Source organism: Wolbachia endosymbiont (group A) of Lasioglossum fulvicorne (assembly GCF_964028605.1).
Taxonomy (GTDB): Bacteria; Pseudomonadota; Alphaproteobacteria; order Rickettsiales; family Anaplasmataceae; genus Wolbachia.
In genome coordinates this window covers 766,517-783,825 of record NZ_OZ034798.1, presented here as the reverse complement: position 1 = coordinate 783,825, position 17,309 = coordinate 766,517, and the positions used below count along the sequence as shown (strand labels likewise).

Annotated in this window: 14 protein-coding genes and 3 pseudogenes; 11 read left to right on the top strand and 6 right to left on the bottom strand. The window is 36.3% G+C overall.

From position 1 onward, the window contains the following. Positions 1–171: 171 nt before the first annotated feature. From gyrB to ABWU71_RS04185, 9 genes and pseudogenes are all read left to right on the top strand, one after another. Complete coding sequence (gyrB, locus tag ABWU71_RS04225) at positions 172–2,559, top strand: DNA topoisomerase (ATP-hydrolyzing) subunit B (RefSeq protein WP_353284101.1); 2,388 nt, start codon at positions 172–174, stop codon at positions 2,557–2,559. Between the two features lie 940 nt (positions 2,560–3,499). After that, entirely contained in the window at positions 3,500–4,141 is a 642-nt protein-coding gene (locus tag ABWU71_RS04220; RefSeq protein WP_264703405.1) for a protocatechuate 3,4-dioxygenase, read from the top strand. Between the two features lie 136 nt (positions 4,142–4,277). Further along, complete coding sequence (locus ABWU71_RS04215; protein ID WP_353284896.1) at positions 4,278–5,741, top strand: leucyl aminopeptidase; 1,464 nt, start codon at positions 4,278–4,280, stop codon at positions 5,739–5,741. A gap of 268 nt (positions 5,742–6,009) precedes the next feature. Continuing rightward, positions 6,010–7,197 (top strand): MFS transporter, encoded by a 1,188-nt coding sequence (locus tag ABWU71_RS04210; protein WP_353284100.1) that lies wholly within the window; start codon positions 6,010–6,012, stop codon positions 7,195–7,197. Positions 7,198–7,257: 60 nt separating this feature from the next. Next, positions 7,258–7,563 carry an integration host factor subunit alpha gene (locus tag ABWU71_RS04205; protein WP_353284099.1) on the top strand — a complete coding sequence of 102 codons (306 nt, stop codon included), beginning with the start codon at positions 7,258–7,260 and terminating at the stop codon, positions 7,561–7,563. Next, complete coding sequence (locus tag ABWU71_RS04200) at positions 7,563–7,889, top strand: MerR family transcriptional regulator (RefSeq protein ID WP_353284098.1); 327 nt, start codon at positions 7,563–7,565, stop codon at positions 7,887–7,889. The genes ABWU71_RS04205 and ABWU71_RS04200 overlap by 1 nt, the downstream gene beginning before the upstream one ends. Positions 7,890–7,942: 53 nt before the next feature. Beyond that, entirely contained in the window at positions 7,943–8,539 is a 597-nt protein-coding gene (locus ABWU71_RS04195; protein ID WP_353284895.1) for a murein hydrolase activator EnvC family protein, read from the top strand. A gap of 12 nt (positions 8,540–8,551) precedes the next feature. Then, positions 8,552–11,020, top strand: a complete 2,469-nt coding sequence (gene leuS, locus ABWU71_RS04190; protein WP_353284097.1) for a leucine--tRNA ligase — start codon at positions 8,552–8,554, stop codon at positions 11,018–11,020. Positions 11,021–11,148: 128 nt separating this feature from the next. Next, positions 11,149–11,496: pseudogene (locus ABWU71_RS04185) on the top strand (hypothetical protein); the annotation flags it as partial. Positions 11,497–11,524: 28 nt separating this feature from the next. On the opposite strand, the gene ABWU71_RS04180 reads toward ABWU71_RS04185, so the two are convergent. The 5 genes from ABWU71_RS04180 to yihA form a co-directional block, all read right to left on the bottom strand. Continuing rightward, positions 11,525–12,384, bottom strand: a protein-coding gene (locus ABWU71_RS04180) for an IS630 family transposase (RefSeq protein ID WP_353284076.1) whose coding sequence is annotated in 2 segments (ribosomal slippage) — positions 11,525–12,060 and positions 12,060–12,384 — 861 coding nt in all. Because the reading frame shifts where the segments join, the coding sequence is not laid out codon by codon here. Between the two features lie 176 nt (positions 12,385–12,560). Then, positions 12,561–12,710: a hypothetical protein gene (locus ABWU71_RS04175; protein WP_353284096.1), complete on the bottom strand. Its 150-nt coding sequence runs from the start codon at positions 12,708–12,710 to the stop codon at positions 12,561–12,563. Between the two features lie 359 nt (positions 12,711–13,069). Next, complete coding sequence (dut, locus tag ABWU71_RS04170; protein WP_353284095.1) at positions 13,070–13,531, bottom strand: dUTP diphosphatase; 462 nt, start codon at positions 13,529–13,531, stop codon at positions 13,070–13,072. Positions 13,532–13,897: 366 nt separating this feature from the next. Further along, complete coding sequence (gene argB / locus ABWU71_RS04165) at positions 13,898–14,809, bottom strand: acetylglutamate kinase (protein WP_353284894.1); 912 nt, start codon at positions 14,807–14,809, stop codon at positions 13,898–13,900. A gap of 4 nt (positions 14,810–14,813) precedes the next feature. After that, positions 14,814–15,407 carry a ribosome biogenesis GTP-binding protein YihA/YsxC gene (gene yihA, locus ABWU71_RS04160; protein WP_353284094.1) on the bottom strand — a complete coding sequence of 198 codons (594 nt, stop codon included), beginning with the start codon at positions 15,405–15,407 and terminating at the stop codon, positions 14,814–14,816. Between the two features lie 103 nt (positions 15,408–15,510). On the opposite strand from yihA, the gene prfA reads away from it, so the two are divergent. Continuing rightward, positions 15,511–16,590 (top strand): peptide chain release factor 1, encoded by a 1,080-nt coding sequence (prfA, locus tag ABWU71_RS04155; RefSeq protein WP_353284093.1) that lies wholly within the window; start codon positions 15,511–15,513, stop codon positions 16,588–16,590. A 105-nt stretch (positions 16,591–16,695) separates the two neighbouring features. On the opposite strand, the pseudogene ABWU71_RS04150 reads toward prfA, so the two are convergent. Continuing rightward, a pseudogene (locus tag ABWU71_RS04150) lies at positions 16,696–17,019 on the bottom strand (transposase); the annotation flags it as partial. Positions 17,020–17,080: 61 nt separating this feature from the next. Here ABWU71_RS04150 and ABWU71_RS04145 point away from each other — a divergent pair. After that, positions 17,081–17,263 (top strand): annotated as a pseudogene (locus tag ABWU71_RS04145) (IS630 transposase-related protein); the annotation flags it as partial. Between the last annotated feature and the right edge of the window lie 46 nt (positions 17,264–17,309).

Sequence of the window (17,309 nt, the reverse complement as noted above, 5' to 3'; positions counted from 1 at the left end):
TTATGATTTAATCTTCACCAGGAAGACGCATTGGAATGACACTATTTGCTGTCTTCAAAAATAAACATTCGTAAAGTTGTGCTTTTAACATGGGTTATCACAGTTTAAAAATGTTGCTAACTAGTATATCTGAATGTAACATCAATTAACTTGTATAAATAAAGCAGTCTAATGGAAAATAATTATAATGCCGATGCAATAAAAATCTTAAGGGGTCTTGATGCTGTAAGGAAACGTCCAGGTATGTACATTGGTGACACTGACGATGGATCTGGCTTGCACCATATGGTATATGAGGTTATTGACAACGCAATAGATGAATCTTTAGCTGGATATTGTGATAAAATTGAAGTTAGCATAAATAAAGATGGTTCAGTATCAGTAACCGACAATGGTCGTGGCATTCCAACTGACATTCATGAAGAAGAAGGAATATCAGCAGCAGAGGTAATAATGACTCAACTCCATGCTGGTGGTAAATTTGACAGTAATACCTATAAAGTTTCTGGGGGATTACATGGTGTTGGAATCTCAGTTGTGAATGCATTATCAAGCTGGTTGGAATTAATTATTTGGCGCAATAAGAAAGAACACTTTATGCGTTTTGAAGATGGTGAGTCTATTGAACCTTTAAAGGTAGTCAACGAAAATACAAACAAAAGAGGAACTAAAGTCACGTTTATGCCATCAACAGAGACTTTTAATGGCATTAATTTCAGTTACTCAACGCTTGAAAGTCGTATAAGAGAATTAGCATTTTTAAATTCAAATATCGACATTACTTTACTTGATCTGCGCAATGAACCATATACAGAATCTCATTTCAATCAGAGCAATCAATCTAAAGACAATTTTGGTACAGCGAATTTTGTGCGGTATTTAGATAAGAATAAGACACATGTAACTAAAATTGCCAGTATGAAAGGAGATGCAGAAGATCTTGGCATCAGCTTGGAAATATCGATGGAATGGAATGATTCCTACTATGAACATATGTTATGCTTCACGAATAATATAAGACAACGAGATGGTGGTACGCATTTGGCAGGATTTAGATCTGCACTAACTAGATGTATCAATAACTATGCAACTAATGAAGGGTTTTTAAAGAAAGCAAAAGTAAATTTAACTGGAGAGGACGTTAGAGAAGGTTTAACTTGTGTTTTATCTCTCAAGATGCCTGATCCTAAGTTTTCTTCACAAACAAAAGATAAACTAGTTAGTTCTGAAGCACGTGCAGTTGTAGAAAGTATAGTTTCTGATAAATTGAGCACAATCCTTGAAACTGATCCCAAATTGGCGGCAAGCATAGTAGAAAGAGCAATTAGGTCAGCAAAAGGAAGAGAAGCCGCAAGAAAAGCACGAGAGTTAGTTAAAAGCAAAAACAATATTGATATTGCAACTTTGCCAGGAAAGCTTGCTGATTGTCAGGAAAAAGCTCCTGAGTTATCGGAATTATTTATAGTAGAGGGTAATTCAGCAGGTGGTACTGCAAAGCAGGGGCGTAATCGTAAAACACAAGCAGTGCTTGCCTTAAGAGGAAAAATTCTAAACGTAGAACGTGTAAGTTTAGATCGTATTTTTTCATCTGCAGAAATAGGCTCTTTAATTACTGCAATTGGTGCTGGAATAGGGAGTGAACACTTCGATATTGAAAAAGCTAGATATCATAAAATTATCATCATGACAGATGCAGATGTTGATGGTTCACATATCAGAACTTTGATTCTGACTTTCTTTTTTAGACACATGCGTGAAGTTATTGAAAAAGGCTACTTATACATAGCACAGCCACCCCTCTATAAAGTTACAAAGAATGCTAAAGACACTTATATTAAAGATGACGAAACTTTTGAAGAGTATATAATAAACTCAGCAGTTAAAAGATTAACACTAAGTGGTACAACTACAGAATTTAACGACTTGCGCCTTATTTTGAATAAATGCGTTAGCATTTCTAATATTAGCAAAAATTATGATAGAGAAATACCACAAAATCTCTTAGAGTCGTTGCTAATTTTAAGCAAAAAGAATGCTCTATCATCGGCTGATGAGATATTAAAGTATTTGAAGTTAATGTACAGCGAATATACTTGGGAAGTGGAAATAAAAGATGAAGAAAAAGAAATTCACATCTCTAAATTATTTCAAGGATTGGCAGACAAATATATATTTGCACTTAGTATGCTTGAAGGCAAAGATATGCAAAACATATTAAGTTTGCTTGATGGTATAAGTAATTTATTTAATGGTGATTCATTTTTAAAGTCACAAGAAACTGAAATAAGAATCACTTCTCCAAGTACGCTTGCAAAAATAATAATGGACTATGGTAAAAAGGGTTTAACTCTGCAGAGATTTAAAGGTCTTGGTGAAATGAATGCTGATCAGCTATGGGATACTACGTTAAATCCTGAGGCTAGAACTTTACTGAAGGTTGAAATAAAAGATTGTGAAGAAGCTGATTCCATATTTTCAATACTAATGGGTGATATAGTTGAACCACGCCGTGATTTTATTAATAGCAATGCACTCAACGTGCATGATGTTGATATTTAAACTTTTAGCAAAATGTACGAACGTTACGGGTTTAAGCAAAAACTGTGTCATTCAAGTAGCTGACACTGGTTCCTTTATGACGGCAGTGCCCCTATGGTGTCATTCCAGTCTGGATCCAGGAAAAAAGAATGGTGTCATCCAAGTAGCCTCCCTCCCCTGTCATCCCAGTGCCTCTATGATGTCATCCCAGTGCTTGACACTGGAATCCAGGAAAGTTTGCTTGTGGGCAAGCAAACTAGCACAGAAAGTGGTTACAACATTTTCGATGAGATCATATGGAAAACTGGATCCCAGTGTCAAGCACTGGGATGACAAGGTATAAACCTTATCGTCATGCCGCCGCGAACCGTCATACCGCGATTTATTCGCGGTATCTCATCAGCTAACAAGCAGCGGGATGACGGTTGTCGTTTAGCCACAAACATTAAGAAATTTACCAAATGAAAAAAAAGGCAAAAGAAGCCCCGTGGTGGTTGGCTATTTACTATGTACTAAAATATCGGCGTTTTTTTTATTCTAAAACGCTTGATTAAGAGCGATTTAGCTGCTTTTAACTTGCAACTAACCTACACCGCAAGTGTTTAAGAAATTTACTAAGCAGGAAAAAAGGCAAAGAAACCCCGTAGTAGCTAGCATTCAAATTCTCCCTTGTCAATTTGACGTTTTTTGCTGTCTTAAACGCTTTGTAAGCGCGTTTCGGCTTATATAGGTAAAAACCTAAAAATTTTTAAAGACATGCGATGCACGTAGTGCGAAAAATTAAACATGAGACGCCAAATACCCTAAGTTCTTTGTCATTAACCTGCACAGATTGCGAAGATAAATAAACAGCTTCAGTTTCATAATAAGGGGGCTGGCAAAGGGTGTCAAGGAATTTTTTCGTTTCTATTTCCAATAAAAGTTTGTTATATGGTTATGCAAGAAGTCTATTATAAATGAAATGAATGTGAAAAATATCTTATTAGCGTTTTTAGTACAAATGGTATTCAGTTTGCCGCTATTTGCAGCTGATCCTGTTTTGCTCAACTGCATTGAAACTCCAGAAATTTATGACCTTGATGCAAGGCCAAAAAATTTTAGCTCTTCAAACAATTTAAGAAGGAAACCTGGTTCTCCAAATAGTGCAACAGGAGAATTAATACACATAGTGGGTAGAATTACTGATATAAACTGTTTACCAATACAAAATGCTGTAGTTTCTATATGGCACGCGAATTCACGCGGCGTGAACCATTACGATAAGAATATAGAGGATGATCCGAATTTTGCTGGATCAGGAAGGTTTGTAGTGAATAATCTTGGCTATTATAATTTTATTACGATAGCACCTGGTAAAATTGGTGATAGAGCTCCACATATCAACTTTCTAGTTCAACATCCGGATTTTCCGGAATTCACAACGCAAATGTTTTTTGCTGACCATAATTGCGATAATTGTGCTGATCCTGTTCTTGGAGATTTTGTTAGTAATGGGCTTGCAAGCCTTCTCATAACACCATTTACTTACAGTGATCAGGTCATAAAAACCTATACGTTTAACATTACCTTGGGTGGATATAATAAGTTCTCTAATAAAAGATAAAAAACCCTTGCATGTAAGGGAGTCCATAGTAAACTTGAGTGTTATTGTACTTAGGATGTATATGAAAAATATCTTACTGATGTTTTTGCTATGTTTTATATACAGTTTACAATTATTTGCAACGGAGATGCCAGCAATGAAAATAACAATTTCTAAAATTTCGCCCGATTTTAAAACAATAGTAATGGGTTTATTTGAAGACAACGAAACCGTAAATGATGGCGGAGTTTTGCAAGGAAAACAGGTCATAGATAATATAAAGCAATTTAGCGATTTCAATGGAAGTTTTGGTGAATTTTTCTCTACTGCTTTGCCAGAAGAAAAAAATGTCATAGTTGTTGGACTGGGTAAGAAGGATGAATGGAATGAAAATAAAGAATTAAATATTGGTGGCAAAATATATTGTGAGCTAAGCAGATTAAAAATCAAAAAAGCAGCGGTTTTAATCGAAGGTAGTGCAGAAAATGTTGCATATGGTGCGTTTCTGCGTAGTTTTAAGTTTGATAAGTATAAAACTAAAAAGGATGAGAAAATTACAGAGGTAGAGGAGATTACCGTATTAGTAAAAGATGAGCAATTAAGTAATGCTGAAAGATCATTTGAGCACTTAAGGCAAGAAGGTGAGAGTATATTTCTTGCGCGCTCTTTTATAACAGAGCCTCCTAACATTCTATATCCAGAATCCTATGCTGATCATATAAAAAAAGAACTTACTAAGCTTGGCCTTGAAATCGAGGTGCTTGATAAAAAGCAGATGGAAGAGAAAAAAATGGGAGCCTTGCTTGGAGTTGCACAAGGAAGTAGTAAAGAACCAAAATTAGTAGTGATAAAATGGAATGGAGCTTCTAAAGAACAAAAGCCAATTGCTTTTGTTGGTAAAGGCATAACGTTTGATACTGGTGGAGTATCGCTCAAACCTTCACGTGGTATGGAGTCGATGAAATATGACATGGCAGGCTCTGCTGCTGTAGTTGGGGTGATGCATGCTTTAGCAGGACGAAAAGCAAAAGTAAATGCGATCGGTGTGGTCGCACTTGCAGAAAATGCAGTGGGTGGTAATGCTCAAAGACCAAGTGATGTAGTAACTTCAATGTCTGGACAGACAATAGAAGTGTTGAACACCGATGCAGAAGGAAGGCTCATACTTGCAGATGCTTTATGGTATACGCAAGACAGATTCTCACCAAAATTTATGATTGATCTTGCAACTTTAACTGGTGCTATAGTGGTTGCACTTGGAAATAACGAATATGCTGGTCTTTTTTCAAATAATGATGAATTAGCAAACCATCTGATTGATGCAGGAAATGAAGTAAATGAGAAGTTATGGCGTTTTCCTATGAATGAAACTTATAACAAAATTATTGATTCACCGATTGCTGATGTTCAAAACATCGCTCCTGCAGGTTCTGGCGGAGATAGCATAATGGCTGCACAGTTTTTACAGCGTTTTGTGAATGAAACTTGCTGGGCACATTTAGATATCGCAGGCACTGCTTGGCGCGAAAAAGGTACTGACATTTGTCCAAGAGGAGCAGTAGGTTTTGGTGTAAGGTTACTTAATAAGTTGGTTGAAAAGTACTACGAAGCCAATGATTAAAGGTCTTTATACTGGATTCATGGCTTGGCTACATGAACGTTTGTTTTTGAGGCGCAGCAAATGAAAGTAGCTGATGCATATTTCTTTTTTTCTGGATTCCAGCGCGTGACGCTGGAATCCAGATTTTTTTAGACTGGATTCTATGGTCAAGCCATAGGATGACAAAAGAGTAAACCTTATCTGTGTGAGCTATAGTAACCAGGAAACAATAGCCTAAAAAGAGACTTAGTGTTAAATTTCTAATAGATTACTTATAAAAATAAATCTTATGGAAAGCAGAGCTAAGGCTTGGTTCATTTGGCTGATTAGTAACTTGGTTGTTATATTCAGCAACATGCAGATAATTTATACCTTTATAAGTGTAAATCTTGAAAAGGAACTTGGACTTACAATCGCGCAAGTTGCACTGGCTAATTCAGCATATACTTGGACTTTCGCCATCTTACAATTTTTTAGTGGAGCAACGTTTAATGTTTTTTCCAGTAAAAAAATTTATTTTTTCTCATTATCAACTATGATCTTGGGGTTTTTTGTCCTTATTAATAGTGACAATTTCTCCCATTTGATTTTGTCTCAAGTGTTGATTGCAACTGGAGCATCATTTGGTTTTATTGGTGCTGCTCACACAAGTAGCATATGTTTTTCCGCTGCCCAATTTGGACTAATGTTTTCACTAGTGCAGACAATTTCAAGCCTTTCTGCTTTGGTAATTCAAATACTGTTCTCTAACTTGCTTGCCGAAGATGCATATTGGAAAAATCTGATTGTATGCATAATACTATTTGGTGTGTTGATATTTGTACTTACGCTTTTTTGTCCAAACACACTTCCAGAAAGCAGCTCAGAAAAGCGCACAATAAAAAGCTCTATGAAGACAGTAATGTGCTCTATATTAACAGTGCTAAAATTAAGAGATATCTGGATAACTTCAGTGGTGGGTGCTATTACTTTTGGAACATTTTTAGCACTTAATACCTTGTGGGCTCCAAGGTTACTGGGCAACTCAGAACTCAATGCAATGGAGTCAGGTATAGCAACTGCAATACTATGGCTTGGTCTTGCGGTTAGTGCTCCAATTGCAGATCGAATCTCAAACTTATTTAAAAATAGGAAACATGTAATTTCTGCTTTTGCTTTATTGCAAGGCGTCTCAATTATTATTTTACTATACAGCCATTTAACAGTCCACGTTGTGTACTTTTGTATGTTAATGTTCGGGTTTTTTGCGGGAGGGCATATGCTTAATTTTACTGTCGGCAGCGAGATTGTGAAACGAAAATACATCAGCACATCATCATCCATTATCAATGGATTTATGTTTATTGGCAGTGGAGTTATAGTGTCAATGTTAGCACTTTTTACAGATCATCAAATGGCACTTTTTGCAATATTTGCGATATTGATAGCTGCCGGTATTTTAAATTATGCAACAAAAGAGACATACTCTAAAAAATAAAGTAGCTGAATCTCGAGTCGATTGCTATATTATATTTACGTATTGTAATATTTATCAATAATGGATCACGTTACAACAAAAGACATAACAGTAACTAAGGCAACGATAGCTGGAAATATAAACCAAGAAATAGGATTATCAAAGGAAGACTCTGTTTCGATAATAGATGATATATTGGACGAAATAAAGACAAGCTTGGTAAAGGATGGAATGGTAAAAATATCGTCATTTGGAACATTCTTGGTTAAGAAAAAGAAGGAAAGACCAGGAAATATACCAAATACATCGGAGAAAGTGATGATTCAGGCAAGAAATTCAGTTTCTTTTAGGCCTTCAAAAATTATAAAAAAATCAATCAATAATTAATGAGCAAGGAAAAATTATTTTATACGATTGGGGAAGTAGCTGAAGAGCTACATTTGGAACAGCATGTTTTGAGATTTTGGGAAGGTCAATTTCATCAAATTAAGCCTACAAAGAGTAAAGGAAGAAGGCTATATGATTGTAAATGTATAGAGGCCATAAAGAAAGTAAAATACATGCTATATGATAAAGGATATACAATAAAAGGAGTGCAAAAAGAATTTGGTAATGATATAAAAGTCACAAAGAATTTGTTGCAAGAACTCACCGATTTGAGGGACTATTTAACTAGTAAAATAAATAACGAGGAAAGTAACAAGCAGACGTGAAACACTACGTTCCTCTGAGGTTTTGGAGTCTTGTGAAAATTGATATATCTAAAATGTGGCATATAGCCTCGTTTCTTATGTTATTAGCAATATTAGTAGGCTGTGGCCTGCAAAAACCTGCACCTGTGCTGCTTAAAGGCGAAGAATTTTACGGAAAAAGAGATCTGGAATATACAAGAGAGTACCATTTAATTAGGGAGCCTTCAGTGCAAAAAGAAAGTAGAAAAGCCATCATAAATAGGATATACAGAGATAACAATAATGCACAAAATGTGGAGGTAAATTGTAAATTTGTAATGCCAGTTGAAGGTTCAGCTACCTCTTCTGATGAAACCTGTAAGGATGGCATAAAAATTGCTGCTCAAAATGGAACGAACGTGATTGCCTCTGCACCCGGCAAAGTGATATATGTAGGCAAAGGGCTGAGATGGTATGGGAATTTAATTATAGTGGAACACAAAGATAATTACATGACTGTGTACTCCTATTTAAAAAACATACATGTTGAAATTGGTGATAAAGTAAAGCAAGGTCAAGTAATTGGATCTGCAGGTAAATCAAGCACACAAGATAAAGATCCACAGATGTGTTTCACAATACGACATAATGGCCAAGCGGTTGATCCTTTGATGCACATGAACTGTAATTGAATTTGGATTTATATGAAATATGATTTTAAAAGTGTTGAAAAACTTTATCAAGATAAATGGGATTTTTCTGTAAGCAAGAGTGGTAAACAAGAAAAGTGTTACGTGTTGGAAATGTTTCCATATCCATCTGGTAAAATTCATATGGGACACTTACGTAACTATGCAATAGGGGATGTGATAGCACGTTACAAGAGAGCTAATGGATTTGAGGTTTTGCATCCAATTGGCTGGGATGCGTTTGGATTACCAGCCGAGAATGCAGCAAGGGACAACAATATTAGCCCCGAAACATGGACAAAAGAGAATATAGATAATATGCGTACACAGTTGAAATCTATAGGTCTTTCTTATAATTGGGAGCGTGAACTCTCCACATGTGAGCCTGATTATTACAAACACGAACAAAAATTTTTCCTGGATTTTTTAAAGCATGGGCTTGCCTATCGAAAAGAGTCATGGGTTAACTGGGATCCAGTGGACCAAACAGTGCTTGCAAATGAACAGGTGGTTGATGGAAAAGGATGGCGATCAGGTGCAGTTGTTGAAAAACGTAAGTTGTCCCAATGGTTTTTAAAGATTACTGATTTCGCTGAAGATTTACTCAAGTGCCTGCAAAGTTTGAAAAATTGGCCAGAAAAAGTCAAAACAATGCAGGAGCGTTGGATAGGAAAATCTGAAGGAGCAACTATAGAGTTTGAAGTAGTTGGCTTAAATAAGAAATTAAAGGTTTTTACAACTTATCCTCATACTTTGTTTGGGGCTTCTTTTTGTGCAGTGGCAGCAGAGCATCCTATTGTGCAGGATTTAAAGAATGGTTCTTCTGTTGTCATCCCAGTGCTTGACACTGGGATCCAGGAAATAAAATCGAAAAGAGAGAATGATGAAAAAATAGGAGTTTACACCGGATTAAACGTCAAACATCCATTTCTTGATAAGGAATTGCCACTTTACATAGCGAATTTTGTATTGATGGAGTATGGGGAAGGGGCAATTTTTGGATGCCCTGCGCATGATCAGCGTGATTTTGAATTTGCACAGAAATACGATTTGCCGGTTATTCCTGTTATTTGTGAAAAGGGTGCACAAGCCATAGTGACTCTAGAAGAAGCCTACACTGGCGGCGAAATAATGTGCAACTCTGAATTCTTAAATGGATTGACGGTTAGTGAAGCAAAAAAAGTAATCACTAAAAAACTTGAAGAAAAAGGGATGGGTAAGAAAACAACAAACTATCGTCTACACGATTGGGGAGTTTCAAGGCAGCGTTATTGGGGATGCCCTATACCTATTATATATTGTAAGGATTGTGGAACTGTGCCAGTTCCAGAAAAAGATCTTCCAGTAGTTCTGCCAATAGATGTAGAATTTACAAGTGGTGGCAATCCGCTGGATAAGCACCCAACTTGGAAATTTGTTGATTGTCCAAAGTGCGGAAAGCAAGCAGAGCGTGAAACTGATACGTTTGACACCTTTTTTGAATCTTCCTGGTATTTTGCTGCATTCTGTAGTGAAGATAAATCAATAGACGAAGATGCATGTAATCGTTTTATGCCTGTTGATTATTATATAGGTGGAATAGAACATGCAATTCTGCATTTGCTTTATTCAAGATTTTTCTGCCGTGCTTTAACCAAATGTGGCTATTTTGATATTAAAGAGCCTTTCTCTACTTTAATCACTCAAGGAATGGTCTGCCATGCAACTTATAAAGACGAAAATGGTAAGTGGCTATTTCCCGCAGAAGCAAAAGAATTAATAGCGCGAGGTGCAAAAGTTCAAGTGGGCAAAGTTGAAAAAATGAGCAAATCGAAAAAGAATACAGTTGACCCAAACTTTATCATAGAAAAGTATGGTGCTGATACTGCTCGCTTGTTTGTGTTGTCCGACACTCCTCCAGAGAAAGATATGGAATGGTCCGATGATGGCGTGGAAGGTTGTTCTCGCTATATAAACAAATTGTGGCGTATGGTCATGCAGTTGAGACCTGTAAATATACACTATGATAATGAAAGTGTTACGGGTGGACTTCTAGAGTACAGAAAAAAAATTCATAAACTCTTACACGGACTTACAGATGACTTGGAAAACTGCAGATTAAATTGTGTAGTGGCAAAATTTCGTGAGATGACGAATTTAATAGCTGAAATAGACGTAAAAACTGGAAAATCTCTTATTGATGAAGGTATATGTATATTAATCAGAGTAATCGAACCATTCATACCACATCTAGCTGAAAGCCTATGGCAAGAAATAGGAGGTCAACCTTGGCCAAAAGCTGATGAATCATTATTAGTTGACGATACGGTAACTATAGCAGTGCAAATCAATGGAAAATTACGTACAACAATCAAGGTGGCAATTAACTTACCTCAAGAAGAATTGAAGAAAATAGCGATAGACTCTGTGTCCAGTAAGATCGATCAAAGCAAAGTTCGCACTGTATATGCTGTACCAAATAAGATAGTAAATATAGTTATATAAAAGACCTGAGTAGTACGTTTTATATAATCTGATTTTATGGCTATACTTTTTTTGACATGTAGTTATATCTTTTTTAATACAAAGCATATATACTTATGCATTATATATTTTTTTGTATGAGGAGTTATATGAAAATAAAGAGATTGTGCGTTTTGGCTGTGTTGCTTACTTCATCTCTAGCCGGTGCAGCTAGTAATAGTGCAAGTAAGTCAGAAGATAAGTACTATGCAGGTTTAAACTTTGGTGCTGGATGGGGTGGTGGCTTTATAATGAAACCTAGCGTTGTTTTTGGTTATCACCATGACAAAAACTCTAAATTTGAACTTGAGGTTCTTGCTAACATGAGTGATATTGCTAATAAGGATACAAGGAAAATAGGAGCTAGCTTATTGGCAAATTACCGTTATTATCCTGACCTTGATATTGATCCTGTTAAGCTATACGTCAGTGGAGGTTTAGGAGGATACCTACAAGTATAGCATTTCTCATAATAGTCCGAACAGGTCATAGGAAGGCAGAATCAACAGCACGACGAAAGGATTCGAATAGAGGAATGTTTTTCCTAGCTCTGTTTTTTATAGCAAACCAATGATGCTCAATTTTGTTGAAATCTGGAGAATACGGCGGCAGATACAAAATTTCTGCACCAACTCCTCTAGCAAGCTCGATAATCTTACCAGACTTATGAAAAGTAGCATTGTCAAGAATGACAGTCTGTCCAGGTTCCAAGATCGGTGTCAAAAATTGCTCAAACCATCCATTAAAAACATCCATATTACAGTGGCCTTCAAAGGTTAATGGAGCAACTATCTTTCTTCTACTTAAGGCTGCAACCATACTGATTCGTTGAGTTTTCTTTCCAGATTTTAGGCCATAAAACCGCTGTCCTTTCTGGCAATACCCATATGGATAGTCCTCTGTGTTATCAATGCCAGACTCATCTATATAAACTAAGTTTTCTGGTTCTTTTGTTGCTATAATTTTTAAGAATTCAGCACGTTTTTCTTCGTTTCTTTCCTTGTATCCATATGTCTTTTTTTGCGCGTAAATCCAATTTTTCTGAGAGCTCGGTGGATCGTTTGGATACTAACGTTGCCCCAAAGTTTAGCCATTTCCGACAGAGTCTTTCCTCCGTTTTCTCTGGCAAATTTAGCAAAGGCATCCCAGTCGGTAATTTTGTGATTGTAACCTCCATTTCCAAGTTTTTTTGATTGAAAGTCTCCTGTTTCTTTTCTTCTTTGCTGCCACTCCCATAAAGTAGTTCGTCCAATTTTAAATCTCGCTGCCACTGTTTCTCTGCTTCCTCCCTCCTCTAGCGCTTCCATTGCTTTTTTCCTTAAGTCATAACTATATGCTGCTGGCACTCAACCTCCTTATCATCGTCTATCCTTATCTTATCACATCCGCACTTCTATGAAAAGAGCTATACTTTGCCACTCTGCTGAACGGATACATTCCCATAATAAATGACGTCATTTGAGTAATTGACACTAAAAAAATAAAGAGGCAGACTTAATCTACCTCTTTTATACTTAGCTGTCTAGTTTTTTGCTTTTTGTTCAGAAGCAACTTGTTCAACAATAAGTGAGCCTAAATAAGTGTTAACCTCTTTAGCACCATCTTTGTTTAAACCTAATGTTTCATTCTGCCCTTCTTTAGCTGCCTCAAACTTACCTTCTTTATTTTTCACTTCTAGTGAATCTATATCGAAGGATAAAGTATTGCCTAGCGTATTGATAGGCTGATCACCAACAATACTAAATAAGTCAGCGCAGCAGCAACAAATGCTAAAACGCCCATTCGAAGTGGTGTAGCTGCAAAAGCTGCAAGTGGAGCTAGCATGGAAGTTGAAGACACCCAATAAGGTGCTGAAAGTGCTACTGCTGCGCCTATGACATACAGAGCAGTAAACGTTGCAAGTGCAGCGTTTGTTTTGTGGAACTGACCACGATGATTTTTGAAAGTTAGCATAAACGACCTCATTTAATAAAATATTAATATGCTTAATTTGTGTATAAAAGAACTGTTATAGTCAAGCTTTTTCGCAAATTACCTACCACTTGAGCCAAAGCCCCCTGCATCGCGGACGGTTTCTTCTGTGCAGAATTCTTCTCTGTCATCCCAAATTACCTGAGATACAGGAGAAATAAGGATTTGTGCAATTCTATCTCCTCTTTTTATCTCATACGACTGATTACTTAGATTAATTAGGCAAATCTTCACCTCACCTCGATAATCAGAGTCTATAGTGCCCGGAGAATTTAAGACAGTGATTCCATGTTTTGCAGCAAGACCAGAACGTGGGCGGATTTGCCCCTCAAAACCGTTTGGTATTGCAATCACAATTCCAGTTGGAACAAGTAATCTCTCAAGTGGATTTAAAACAGCAGAGTCATTCAATGCAGCATAAAGATCCATACCAGCACTCTGCGTAGTTGCATAACATGGAAGAGACAAGTCTTCTCCGTGTGATAATCTTTTTATTTCTACTTTAATTTTACTTCTTTGCACTCCAATTTACCATCTATGAAGACTCAATTATAGCATGTAAATTGTATCTGCAAAGTGATAAATGTTACATCGTAAATGATGTCATTCCAGTGCGTAACGCTAGGCCATAAAATTCCTTGACAAGTTCAGTGCTCCTTTTTTTGTCATCCGAGTAGCTGACACTGGGATCTATTTTGCATGTAACTCCAATTGTGTTTTGGCATAAAACGCGACGCGTATTAGACTTATTTGCAAGCAAAGCTTGCTAGATCCCAGTGTCACGCACTGGGATGACACCGAAGGGGCTACTCGGATGACACCCTTTTGGATGGAAATCAGTGTCAGCTACTCGGATGACACCCTCTTGGTATTCGTGTAGTTGTCTAGTTATAAATCACTCACAATTGATATACTCGAATTATTTTCAGTAAATAAATCAAGCATAATGTTAGGTATTCTACCATCAACTATGTGAACAACTCCAGCACATTCCTCTACCACTTTAGTATATGCCATAAGCCTTCCAATAAATTTTTCTCCTTGAATTTTGCCACAATCAATCGATGCATTTAAATTTTTAACAGATATCTTCCTGCCACCAATTTTATCTATTTCTTCACCTGTATCGCTAAAGGTTATCATTTTAGATGCAGAAACTGCAATTGCAATTGCGCTTGCAGTGCTATCGGCATCAATATGATATGTTTCCCCATCTTTTCCATGACCAATTGGTGCAATAACTGGTATAAAATCTGATTCTTCAATAAAAAATAATATATCAGGATTGATTTCAGTGGGTCTACCGATGAACCCCATGTCTAGTATTTTTTCGATGTTATTTGATCTGTCTTCCTTAAGCGTAGTGCTTATCTTTTCAGCTTTTATTAAGTTGCCGTCTTTTCCACATAATCCAATAGCTGAACCACCAGCAGAATTTATATGCTGAACAATTTTTTTATTAACTGAACCACACAGTGCCATTTCAATGATTTTCATAGTGTCTTTGTCTGTAAGTCTGATACCATTCACAAACTTACTGTCCATACCCAGCATTTTTAACACCGAGTTAATTTCATATTCTCCGTCATGAACTATCACCGGATTTATACCAAGCTGCTTTAGTAAGACAACATTATGCACAAAAGTATTAAATAGTGGTTCATCTGAGATTGTTACACTGCTGCATTTAATGACAAAAGTTTCGCCCACAAAGCTAGGTATGTTAGATAACACTTCAAGTAATATTTCTGCTTTTTGTTCAAATGATACTTCACCCTTTAAAAATTCACTACTCTTCATTTTTTTATCTTGTAAACTTGAAAAACTCATCTCTTACCTTGGTTATTTTATGCTTAACACGGGTGCTTATTTGATGAATTGACACATTCTCACTATTAATCCATTTTTGAATATCTTCTATAACAGCACCTAAGCTTTTTTGACTTACTTTATCTATTTTTGTTAGCACAACGTTAAAGTTAATATTATTATATATTAACCAATAAATGAAGTCTTTGTCTATTTCTTTTAATCCTACCTTGCTATCTATCAACACAAACACTCTTCTTAGATTTCTTCTTTGAATTAGATAATACTCAATTAAGTTTAAATATTGTATAATTTCCTCCTTGCCTGCATGAGAGTAGCCATACCCTGGTAGGTCAACAAGCCTGAACTTATCATTGTACATAGAGTAAAAATTTATTTGTCTAGTGCATCCAGGTTTAGAGGAAACTCTGGCAGCTTTTTTGCTGTTTATCAGTAAGTTGATTAGACTGGATTTTCCTACATTTGATCTACCAGCAAACGCAATCTCTGGAGCCGACTCATTTGGTAATGATTTTATGTCCGAAGCTCCAAATATGAAATTGCAGCTTGATGTTATCTGTCTTGCCATTATATTCAAGTAGAAGGTATATTATAGTGTTATTGCTTGATATAAGAAATTTTTTATTTCAGTATATATTACTTAAACAGTTAAAATACTAGATCTGTGCTATATGAATATAGAGAATAATTTACAAGACTTAAAGAAAAAATTTAATGATATAGAGAGGAACTTGGAAAATCCTACCAATTTAAGTCAAAAAGAATTCATTACCCTTTCAAAGGAATACTCTGAGCTCATGCCAATCATCAAGATAATTGATGAATATAACACGCTGAAAGAGGAAATTTCAGACTTAGAAGAAATAATGAAAGATGAAAACAGCGAAGGTGATATAAAAGAGTTAGCAAAAGAAGAATTTTTCGAAAAGCACAAGGTATTATTACCAAAAGTAAAAGCAAAACTAAAGTTAGCATTATTGCCCAAAGATGAAGATGACTCAAGAAATGCAATATTAGAAATCAGAGCAGGCACAGGCGGAGAAGAAGCAGCATTATTTGCAGCAATGTTATTTCGTATGTATCAAAAATATGCAGAAAGAAGAAATTGGAAGTTCGAGCCAATAAGCATTTCTAATACAGGTATAGGTGGCTATAAGGAAGCTTCTGTACTCATTAATGGAACAGAAGTTTTTGCAAGGTTGAAATTTGAATCAGGAGTGCACAGAGTACAGAGAGTGCCAGAAACTGAATCCTCAGGAAGGTTGCATACCTCCGCCGCTACTGTTGCGATATTACCTGAAGTAGAAGAGGTTGACTTTAAAATAGAAGAAAAAGACTTACGCATAGATGTTTATAGATCCAGTGGTCCTGGAGGGCAGTCAGTGAATACAACCGATAGTGCAGTAAGGGTCACCCACTTGCCAACAGGGATAGTTGTAATACAGCAAGATGAAAAATCGCAGCACAAAAATAAAGCTAAAGCGCTCAAAGTATTGAGGGCAAGGCTATATGAAATTGAAAGACAAAAAAAAGAAATGGAAAGGTCAACAATGAGGAAAAGCCAAATTGGCTCTGGTGATCGTTCCGAGCGCATAAGAACATATAACTTTCCACAATCAAGAATCACAGATCATAGAATTAATCTAACTTCACATCGGCTAGAGCAGATTATAAAAGAAGGTGAACTAGATGAATTTATTGAGGCATTAATTTCACGTAATGAAGCAGAAAGATTGGCTGGAGAGAGTTAAAATTGATTAAACAATTCTGCAATTGTTTTTTAATCAAAACAGGCTTATACACGTACTCTGCTTGTAGTTCTCTTCACGGAGATTTCAAACCCTCTAAGAGCCTGTTCATAATCTTTTCAGAAGTAAGGCAGTGAAAGCCAGAACGACCATTTGTAGGCTAGTATTGAGTTTTCGCTCACAATTTTTCCACAATCTTCTACATTTTTCTAACCAAGCAAAAGATCGCTCCACAACCCATCTTTTGGGCAATACAACAAAGGAATGTAATTCATTTCTTTTTATCACTTCAACGGTTGCACCAATAATCGTTTTTATTTGAGTTGCAAAATTCTCTCCAGTATAGCCTGCATCAACCAGTACATTTTTAACTCCCGAGAGGTTTTCTTTTGCATTTTCGACCATTCTCACAGCACTGCTACGGTCAGTTATAGCTCTTTTCATAGAAGTCCGGATGTGATAAGATAAGGATAGACGATGATAAGGAGGTTGAGTGCCAGCAGCATATAGTTATGACTTAAGGAAAAAAGCAATGGAAGCGCTAGAGGAGGGAGGAAGCAGAGAAACAGTGGCAGCAAGATTTAAAATTGGACGAACTACTTTATGGGAGTGGCAGCAAAGAAGAAAAGAAACAGGAGACTTTCAATCAAAAAAACTTGGAAATGGAGGTTATAGCTCTTTTCATAGAAGTCCGGATGTGATAAGATAAGGATAGACGATGA

What these genes read in the sequence shown, in the direction of transcription:
- ABWU71_RS04210 (WP_353284100.1), top strand. Translation starts at nt 6,010, where the DNA reads ATGGAAAGCAGAGCTAAGGCTTGGTTCATTTGGCTGATTAGTAACTTG.
- ABWU71_RS04195 (WP_353284895.1), top strand. Translation starts at nt 7,943, where the DNA reads ATGTGGCATATAGCCTCGTTTCTTATGTTATTAGCAATATTAGTAGGC.
- ABWU71_RS04220 (WP_264703405.1), top strand. Translation starts at nt 3,500, where the DNA reads ATGAATGTGAAAAATATCTTATTAGCGTTTTTAGTACAAATGGTATTC.
- prfA (WP_353284093.1), top strand. Translation starts at nt 15,511, where the DNA reads ATGAATATAGAGAATAATTTACAAGACTTAAAGAAAAAATTTAATGAT.
- argB (WP_353284894.1), bottom strand. Translation starts at nt 14,809, where the DNA reads ATGAAGAGTAGTGAATTTTTAAAGGGTGAAGTATCATTTGAACAAAAA.
- gyrB (WP_353284101.1), top strand. Translation starts at nt 172, where the DNA reads ATGGAAAATAATTATAATGCCGATGCAATAAAAATCTTAAGGGGTCTT.
- leuS (WP_353284097.1), top strand. Translation starts at nt 8,552, where the DNA reads ATGAAATATGATTTTAAAAGTGTTGAAAAACTTTATCAAGATAAATGG.
- ABWU71_RS04215 (WP_353284896.1), top strand. Translation starts at nt 4,278, where the DNA reads ATGAAAATAACAATTTCTAAAATTTCGCCCGATTTTAAAACAATAGTA.
- yihA (WP_353284094.1), bottom strand. Translation starts at nt 15,407, where the DNA reads ATGGCAAGACAGATAACATCAAGCTGCAATTTCATATTTGGAGCTTCG.
- ABWU71_RS04200 (WP_353284098.1), top strand. Translation starts at nt 7,563, where the DNA reads ATGAGCAAGGAAAAATTATTTTATACGATTGGGGAAGTAGCTGAAGAG.
- ABWU71_RS04205 (WP_353284099.1), top strand. Translation starts at nt 7,258, where the DNA reads ATGGATCACGTTACAACAAAAGACATAACAGTAACTAAGGCAACGATA.